The organism is Cellulomonas hominis, assembly GCF_005239125.1.
In the GTDB taxonomy this organism is placed as follows: Bacteria; Actinomycetota; Actinomycetes; order Actinomycetales; family Cellulomonadaceae; genus Cellulomonas; species Cellulomonas hominis_A.
Genome location: NZ_SZYE01000326.1, coordinates 1 through 1,776 on the forward strand (window position 1 = coordinate 1; position 1,776 = coordinate 1,776).

Annotated in this window: 2 protein-coding genes; one reads left to right on the forward strand and one right to left on the reverse strand. The window is 77.5% G+C overall.

What is annotated here, in order from left to right:
• On the forward strand, positions 1 to 867 hold an 867-nt coding region (locus tag FA014_RS19365; RefSeq protein WP_154731232.1), incomplete at its 5' end, for an aminotransferase class V-fold PLP-dependent enzyme.
• Between the two features lie 66 nt (positions 868 to 933).
• On the opposite strand, the gene erpA is transcribed toward FA014_RS19365, so the two are convergent.
• Positions 934 to 1,284, reverse strand: coding sequence for an iron-sulfur cluster insertion protein ErpA (gene erpA, locus FA014_RS19370; RefSeq protein ID WP_147796443.1), 351 nt, complete (start codon positions 1,282 to 1,284; stop codon positions 934 to 936).
• Positions 1,285 to 1,776 lie beyond the last annotated feature (492 nt).

Here is a 1,776-nt window from a genome sequence, read left to right on the forward strand (position 1 = left end):
CTATCGCCTACACTATTGCCCTACACCACGCACTTCCGATCTCCGGGCGGCGACGCGGTGGCCGGGCTGCTGACCGTGCCCGTCGACCGCGACGGCCGGCTCGACCTGGCCGCGTTCGCGTCGGCCGTCGCCCGCCCGGGCGTGGCGCTGGCCGCGGTCCAGCACGCCAACGGCGAGGTCGGCACGCGGCAGCCGGTGGCGGAGGCGCACGCCGCCGCGCGGGCCGCGGGCGTGCCGCTGCTGGTCGACGCCGGGTCCTCGTTCGGGCACGTGCCGGTGGGCGCCGAGTGGGACGTCCTCACGCTCGACCCGGGCGACGTCGGCGCACCGCCCGGGGTCGCCGTCCTCGCGACCCGCACCGGCGTGCGCCGCTCCCCCGTGCCGCCCGCGGGCACCGGCGACGAGGACCGCTGGTTCCCGGGCGGGGTGTCCGTGCCCGCCGCGCTGGCCGCCGCGGTCGCGCTCCAGGCCGCGGCGGCACGGGTCGCCGCGGGACCCGACCCGCGGCACGCGCTCGTCGAGAGGCTGCGGGCGCGCGTGGCGGCGGAGGTGCGGGAGGTCGACGTCGCCGGCCCCGCGACCGGCCGGCTGCCGCACGTCCTGACGTTCTCCTGCCTCTACGTCGACGGGGAAGCCGTGGTCACCGCGCTCGACCGCGCCGGGTTCGCCGTCGCGTCGGGGTCGGCGTGCACGTCGGCCGCCGAGGAGCCGAGCCACGTGCTCGCCGCGATGGGCGCGCTGACCCAGGGCAACGTGCGGCTCGCGCTGCCCGTCGGCACGACCGGGACCGACGTCGACCGGTTCTGCGACGTGCTGCCGGGCGTCGTGGCGGCGATCCGCCGGGACGCGGGCCTGACGGATCTCTGAGACCCCGCACGCACGAGGGCCCCGGACCGTGCGGTCCGGGGCCCTCGTGGCGTCAGGCGGTGCGGGTCAGCTGAACGAGCCGCCGCACGCGCAGGACGAGCCCGCGTTCGGGTTGTCGATCGTGAAGCCCTGCTTCTCGATGGTGTCCGCGAAGTCGATGGTCGCGCCCTCGAGGTACGGGACGCTCATCCGGTCCACGACGACCTCGACGCCGTCGAAGTCGCGCAGCGCGTCGCCGTCGAGCACGCGCTCGTCGAAGTAGAGCTGGTAGATCAGGCCCGAGCAGCCGCCGGGCTGCACCGCGATGCGCAGGCGCAGGTCGTCGCGCCCCTCCTGCTCGAGGAGGCTGCGGACCTTCTCAGCCGCGACGTCGGTGAGGTCGACGCCGTGCGTCGCGGTCTCGGTGGTCTCGCTCATTGCTGTCTCCTGACGGTGTCTCGGATCGGTCGCGGGCGCGCGCCTGGCACGGGCCGCGGGACGGTCACGTCGAGCACAACCGCACTCCCGCGTGATCTGTTCCCCCAATGTACGCCCGCGGGAGCCGCGCGCCGGGGGACGCGCACACGACCTGCACGCCGCGCCCGGCGCGCGCCGCGGGGGCACCCCGGCGCCCGTCCCGTCGGGGCGGCGGCGGCCGAGCGAGCACGCGACACGTCGAGCGAGTAGTCGGCGGATGCTCGCTCGACGTGTCGGTTGCCCACTCGGCGCCCCGGGCGGAGCCCGAGGAGCCCGGGCGGAGCCCGCGGCGCCGAGCCCGCGCGGGGTCAGCGGGACCGGCGCGGGGTCAGCGGGACCGGCGCGGGGTCAGCGGGACCAGGTGCGCGCGATGCGCGGCAGCCGCGCGCGGAGGGCGGCGGCCGGGTCCCGGCGCCAGGCGTCCTCGTCGGCCGGGTGCTCGACGACGCCGAA

Excerpts from the sequence above, each read along its gene's own strand:
- erpA (WP_147796443.1), bottom strand. The coding sequence starts at position 1,284 with ATGAGCGAGACCACCGAGACCGCGACGCACGGCGTCGACCTCACCGAC.